The sequence below is a fragment of the Brevibacillus reuszeri genome (assembly GCF_001187725.1).
In the GTDB taxonomy this organism is placed as follows: Bacteria; Bacillota; Bacilli; order Brevibacillales; family Brevibacillaceae; genus Brevibacillus; species Brevibacillus reuszeri.
In genome coordinates this window covers 2,206,345-2,212,757 of the sequence record NZ_LGIQ01000009.1, presented here as the reverse complement: position 1 = coordinate 2,212,757, position 6,413 = coordinate 2,206,345, and the positions used below count along the sequence as shown (strand labels likewise).

Annotated in this window: 8 protein-coding genes; all 8 read right to left on the bottom strand. The window is 49.1% G+C overall.

The window, feature by feature from the left end; genetic code table 11:
* Positions 1-319 precede the first annotated feature (319 nt).
* Positions 320-880, bottom strand: a complete 561-nt coding sequence (locus ADS79_RS24720; protein ID WP_049741135.1) for a GNAT family N-acetyltransferase — start codon at positions 878-880, stop codon at positions 320-322.
* Positions 881-1,079: 199 nt separating this feature from the next.
* Positions 1,080-1,727 (bottom strand): bifunctional phosphoribosyl-AMP cyclohydrolase/phosphoribosyl-ATP diphosphatase HisIE, encoded by a 648-nt coding sequence (hisIE, locus tag ADS79_RS24715; RefSeq protein ID WP_049740995.1) that lies wholly within the window; start codon positions 1,725-1,727, stop codon positions 1,080-1,082.
* On the bottom strand, positions 1,724-2,482 hold the full coding sequence (gene hisF, locus ADS79_RS24710; protein ID WP_049740994.1) for an imidazole glycerol phosphate synthase subunit HisF: 759 nt from the start codon (positions 2,480-2,482) through the stop codon (positions 1,724-1,726). Before hisF ends, hisIE begins: the two co-directional genes overlap by 4 nt.
* Positions 2,472-3,221: a 1-(5-phosphoribosyl)-5-[(5-phosphoribosylamino)methylideneamino]imidazole-4-carboxamide isomerase gene (gene hisA, locus ADS79_RS24705; protein ID WP_049740993.1), complete on the bottom strand. Its 750-nt coding sequence runs from the start codon at positions 3,219-3,221 to the stop codon at positions 2,472-2,474. The genes hisF and hisA overlap by 11 nt, the downstream gene beginning before the upstream one ends.
* Complete coding sequence (hisH, locus tag ADS79_RS24700; RefSeq protein WP_049740992.1) at positions 3,218-3,835, bottom strand: imidazole glycerol phosphate synthase subunit HisH; 618 nt, start codon at positions 3,833-3,835, stop codon at positions 3,218-3,220. Before hisH ends, hisA begins: the two co-directional genes overlap by 4 nt.
* Before the next feature lie 2 nt (positions 3,836-3,837).
* Positions 3,838-4,437: an imidazoleglycerol-phosphate dehydratase HisB gene (gene hisB / locus ADS79_RS24695; RefSeq protein WP_049740991.1), complete on the bottom strand. Its 600-nt coding sequence runs from the start codon at positions 4,435-4,437 to the stop codon at positions 3,838-3,840.
* A 15-nt stretch (positions 4,438-4,452) separates the two neighbouring features.
* The gene (gene hisD, locus ADS79_RS24690; protein ID WP_049740990.1) at positions 4,453-5,733 is read right to left on the bottom strand and encodes a histidinol dehydrogenase; all 1,281 of its coding nucleotides are present in this window, start codon (positions 5,731-5,733) and stop codon (positions 4,453-4,455) included.
* Positions 5,734-5,762: 29 nt separating this feature from the next.
* Positions 5,763-6,410, bottom strand: a complete 648-nt coding sequence (hisG, locus tag ADS79_RS24685) for an ATP phosphoribosyltransferase (protein WP_049740989.1) — start codon at positions 6,408-6,410, stop codon at positions 5,763-5,765.
* Between the last annotated feature and the right edge of the window lie 3 nt (positions 6,411-6,413).

Here is a 6,413-nt window from a genome sequence, read left to right as displayed (position 1 = left end):
AAATCATTTAATGATAGACTCATTAACGCTTTCGCTGTTCAGTTTTCAAAGAGCATTTTTTGTCGAACGTTTTACATCTTATCACGTTCGTTATAGGCGAGTCAAGAAGTTTTTTCGTTGAATCTTGTTGTCTTTTCTCGCATTTTGTCGTCGCTTGTTGGCGACAAGGAATAATCTATCACATCTAAAAAACGAAATCAAGGGTTATTTTAAAAGTTTATTCCCACTAAATTTTTTCGTTCATTTCTCAGCTATTCATTTCGCTCTTCCACATACAAAAAAGCTGCACCAAACCTTCATTTGGCACAGCTTCTTCTCGTTACTTTATTTGTAGATAATCCTCACGCAGTAAGCCCATCAAAATCGTATCGTGGTATTGTCCATCAATATATTCGTTTTGTCGTAGTCGTCCTTCTAAAACAAAGCCACATTTTTCATAGGCTCGAATCGCTCTGGTATTTCCACTCCATGTGTCCAGTTGCACCCGATTCAAATTCATCTTCAAAAAAAGAAAGCGCAACAGAGCGTGAAGAGTATCCGTTCCATACCCTTTGCTCCAATATTCTTTTGCCAAAATGCCAATCCCGATCGTAGCAGCGCGTGTGATTGGATCCACCTGGCGATAATCACAATTGCCGATATGCACACCATCTAGCGTATAGACGGAAAAAATAAACTGATTCAATTTGTCATCCAGCTTTGAAGTCCGTAGGGCCTCTTCGTACATCGTACGCAAAGTATCAAGTGAAACAATGCTGTATGTGACAAACGAGGATCCTGCTGCCCACGTCGCTACTTCTTCATCATTACGCCAAACATACAGCCTCTCCATATCCTCTGCTGTAACTGGACGCAATTCTACTAAATTGCCTCTGATCATTTCGTTTCCTGCCTTTCGATTGGTAGCTGGTACATTCATTTTGACGGTTGAACTTGCTTTGGCTCTTTGTATTCATGGTCACCACACCTTTCGAAAGTCAGTTGCTATCTATTCTACAAGATATCCTGCAGGGAAACCACTTTATGGCAGAACGAAAAACCACTCTTTCGCAAAAGAGTGGCTTTTTTTAATCAGCAATCTATCGACGTTCTTGGAGTTCAGCCAATACCGCGTCCAATGGCAGCTTTTGCTCCCGCAAGAGAACCAGCAGGTGAAAAATCAAATCAGAGGCTTCATAGCGCAGCTCCTCTGCACTACGATTTTTCGCAGCAATAATTACTTCCGCTGCCTCTTCTCCCACTTTCTTCAGAATCTTGTCCACGCCTTTTTCAAACAGATAGGTCGTATAAGAGCCTTCGGGACGCTCCAGCTCTCGTGCAGCAATCAATTGTTCGAGCTCACCTAGGATCGCAAAACGATCCGATTGGTAATCCCCCTGTTTTTCCTTTGCGTCTGCTCCCGGAAGTTCACTGGAAAAGCAGCTATAGGCTCCTGTATGGCAAGCAGGACCGTTTGGAACGACCTGCACAACAAGCGCATCACCGTCACAATCATAGCTCATGGAAACGATCCGTTGCGTATTGCCGGATGTTCCTCCCTTATGCCACAACTCTTGCCGGGAGCGACTCCAAAACCAGGTCTCTTTTGTTTCTAACGACTTTTGCAAAGATTCTTTGTTCATATAGGCAAGCGTCAGCACGCTCTTGCTTCCTGCATCTTGTATGATAGCCGGAATTAGGCCATTTTCGTCGAACCGCAATTCCTCTATTGAAAATGGTACTGTCATGGCCGCACCACAACTCCTTTTGTTTGCAAATACTCCTTCACTGACTGGATCGAAGTTTCATCATAATGGAAAATCGACGCTGCCAATGCCGCATCAGCCTTTCCTTCGGTGAGTACATCGTAAAAGTCTTCCTTTACACCGGCGCCTCCTGACGCGATTACCGGGATACCAATTGCTTCCGATACCCGTCTCGTCAATTCGATGCCGAAGCCTTTTTTCTCTCCATCGTTATCCATACTGGTCAGCAAAATTTCTCCCGCTCCCAACGCCTCTACTTCCTGTGCCCAGCTGACTACATCTTTCCCCGTCGCATTCCGTCCACCGTGGGTATACACTTCCCAGCGATCTCCACCAACCAGACGGGCATCAATAGCCACCACCACACATTGCGAGCCAAAAACGGTTGCCCCCTCTCGAACCAGCTCAGGTCGCAATACAGCAGCCGTATTCAGCGAAATTTTGTCTGCACCGGCACGTAAAATTCGCTTCATATCCTCTACACTGTTAATGCCGCCACCTACGGTAAAAGGAATCGTAATATTGGCAGCCGTGCGCTCGATGACATCCACCATCGTCTTGCGCCCATCATGGGATGCAGATATATCAAGAAAAACGAGCTCATCCGCTCGCTCCTCACTGTACTTTTTCGCCAGCTCGACCGGGTCTCCCGCATCGCGCAGCCCTACAAACTGCACGCCCTTTACAACACGCCCCTCTTTTACATCCAGACAAGGAATGATTCGTTTAGCCAACATTCGACTCACGCTCCTCCATGCGAGACAATGCCTCTGCCAATGTAAAAGCGTCCGTATACAGTGCTTTACCGACAATCGCCCCCGAAACACCCTCAGTCTCGTGAGCGGATAATACAAGCAGATCGTCCAGATTGCTGACCCCACCCGATGCAATCACCGATTTTCCTGTAGCAATCGCCAGCGCTGATATTTCTTCCACATTTGGGCCAGTCAGGGTGCCATCTCGTGCGATATCGGTATAGATGAACATCTCCGCACCGTACGATACCAAGCGTTTGGCGAGCTCTGTCGCCTGCACGTCTGTCGTCGTCAGCCAGCCGCGTGTTGCTACCAGCCCGTTGCGACAATCCAGCCCAATAGCGATTTTATCCCCGTATTTCTGCAAAATCCGCTGGGTGAAAGGCTCGTCCTCAATGGCAGCTGTTCCTACGATGACCCGCGCAACTCCTGCTTCCAAATAATCGGCAATCTGCTCTTCTGTGCGAATACCTCCGCCCACCTGAACAGGAACGGAAATCGAACGAGCAATATCTTTGATCACATCTGCATTTGCCGGCTTGCCTTCCTTTGCCCCATCCAAATCCACCAGGTGAACCCATGCAGCCCCTTGTTCTACCCAACGTTTTGCCATTGCCAACGAAGAATCCGCATATACCGTCTCTTGTGCGTAGTCACCCTGAAACAACCGAACGCATTTTCCACCGCGAATATCAATGGCGGGATAAATGATAAAGCTCATGCCAAAACCTCCTCACACAAAACCGCAAAGTTGCGCAGCAAACGCATTCCCGTTTCCCCGCTTTTTTCCGGATGGAACTGCATTCCGAATACGTTGTCCCGTCCGACAATCGCAGTAACCTCTTGATAGTAATCCGTCGTTGCAAGCAGTACCTCTGGCGTGCCTACACGCACATGATAGGAGTGGACAAAATAAACGTAATCGCCATTTTGTACCCCCTCCAGCAAGGAATGCTTCTGCTTCACCTGCAGCTCGTTCCAGCCCATATGCGGAACCTTGAAATCACCGCGAAAACGCACAGCCTCTCCAGTTAGCAGACCAAGCCCGACATGATCCCCGTACTCCTCACTTTTCCCAAACAACAATTGCATGCCCAGACAAATACCGAGAATCGGCCGGCCAGCTGCTGCGTAGTCTTGCAACGCTTTCTCCAGGCCCAGCTCCCGGATGTTTGCGATCGCATCACCGAAAGCGCCTACCCCCGGCAGAATCAGACCGCTGTACTCTGATAAACGCTCGGGCTGGGAAACAAACTCATACGTATACCCCAGTCGCTCCAATGCTTTGCTCAAGCTGTACAAATTCCCCATGCCATAGTCGATGATGCCGATCATGATTACAAAACCCCTTTGGTTGACGGGACCCCTTTTACACGCGGATCAATCGTCGTAGCCTCGTCCAGCGCGCGACCAAGCGCTTTAAAAATCGCTTCGATCATATGGTGGGTGTTATGCCCATAGTGCAGAATCACATGCAGATTGATCCGCGCCTCCAGAGCAAGCTTCCACAAAAACTCATGGACCAGCTCAGTTGGAAACTGCCCGACTACATTGCTTGGATAAGTTGCGCGATACTCCAGATGCGGGCGGTTGCTGATGTCGATCACGACTTGCGCCAGCGCGTCATCCATCGGGACAAATGCGTTTCCATAACGCTTGATCCCCTTTTTGTCACCCAGCGCCTCTCGCAACGCATGTCCAAGGCAAATCCCGATGTCCTCCACGGTGTGGTGATAATCGATTTCGATGTCTCCCTTTGCCTTTACCACAAGATCGAAATGTCCGTGACGTGTAAACAAATCAAGCATATGATCAAGAAACGGCACGCCGGAATCCTGTTTGCTATCTCCAGAGCCATCTATTCCAAAAGAAAGCGCGATTTGCGTTTCATTCGTGTTGCGCTCAATCTGTGCCACTCGTTTCTGTGTCTCTATCATCTTCTGGTCACACTCCTACTTTTCGCTATCAAAATCACGCAGTCGCTCTGCAATCGCTCGTCCGTGCGCAGCCAACCCTTCTTGCTCTGCCAGCGTAATGATTTTATGGCCATTTTCACGCAGGTCACGTTTGCTATAGGAAACTACGCTCGATTTTTTAATGAAGTCATCTACTGACAACGGAGATGAAAAACGAGCCGTTCCATTCGTCGGAATCACATGGTTGGACCCGGCAAAATAATCCCCTACCGGCTCTGAGCTATATGGACCAAGGAAAATGGCTCCTGCATTCTCTACCTTGCCCAGATGTGCAAACGGATCATCAATCATGATCTCCAAATGCTCAGGAGCAATCCGGTTGATAACAGCAAAACCTTCATCCAGGTCATTCACCAGTAAAATGGCGCCGTGATCACGTACTGCTGCTTCAGCGATCTCCTTGCGAGGCAAATCGGCCAACTGACGCTCTACCTCAGCCGCAACAGCATCCGCCAACACCTGTGACGGTGTGACCAAAATAGCAGCCGACATCGGATCATGCTCCGCCTGTGACAGCAAATCAGCTGCAACGTATCGCGGATTTGCAGTGTCGTCAGCGAGCACGGCAATTTCGCTTGGGCCCGCTACCATATCAATACTCACCAGACCAAATACTTCACGTTTGGCGAGCGCGACATATATATTGCCCGGTCCAACGATTTTATCAACCGCACGAATCTGCTCGGTACCATAGGTTAAAGCTGCAACCGCTTGAGCTCCACCCACTTTGTAAATCTCATCTACACCTGCGATTTGTGCCGCAACGAGGATCGCTGGATTTATTTTTCCGTCTGCTCCAGGTGGTGTCGTAATGACAACCTCAGGCACCTCCGCAATTTTTGCCGGGATCGCATTCATCAAGACGCTGGAAGGGTACGCTGCGGTCCCACCGGGAACGTACAGGCCCACACGCTTTAAGGGACGGATGATTTGTCCGAGCAAAGTACCACTTTCTTTTGTCGTAAACCAGGATTGGCGCACTTGGCGTTCATGAAAATCACGAATATTTGCTGCTGCCTCCACCAAAGCCGCTTTTACTTCTGGTGTGACTTGATCGCTTGCCTCAGTAAATTCAGCCTCGCTCACCCGAAACTGCTGCAAACGCACACGATCGAATCTCTCCGTATACTCTCGCAGCGCTTCATCTCCTCGCTTGCGAACCGCGAGAAGAATGGCTTGAACCGCCTCCTGCTGTTCCATGGTTCCAGAGTCTACACTTCTTTTCCCATCAAATTGACTCGCCGACACGATGCGCATGATGATGTTCACCTCTCCACGCTCTCTATTTATTTTCTTCTTGGGATGACCTCGAGGAATTTCCCTGCAATATCGTCTACCGCTTCACTCTTCATCCGATAGCTGGCACGATTAGCAATGAGTCGGGTCGTAATCTCGCAAATATTCTCCAGCTCGACCAAGCCATTTTCCTGCAAGGTTCTTCCTGTTGACACGATATCAACAATGCGATCTGCCAAACCGATTAACGGCGCTAGCTCTACAGAACCATTTAATTTAATTACTTCGACCTGCTGACCTTGCTCGCGGAAATAGCGGGAAGCAATTTTTGGGTATTTCGTCGCAACTCTCGGTGCCTCACTCGGCTTCCAATCAGGCAGTCCTGCAACCATCATGCGGCAATAGCCGATTTGTAAATCCAGCAGCTCGTATACATCGCGCTCTTCCTCCAGCAAAACGTCCTTGCCCACCACGCCTACATCTGCCACCCCGTATTCCACATAAGTAGGAACGTCCGTTGGCTTCGCGAGAATAAATTCGAGCTGGGCATTTTCTACCGGGATAATCAGCTTACGTGAGTCCTGTAGCTCTGCTGTCACCTGCAAGCCCGCCTGCTGCAAAAAATGGACAGCCTCTTCAAATATTCTGCCCTTGGGCATGGCAATCGTTAGCTTCTGGGCGTTGTCGAAAACCGCCATCTC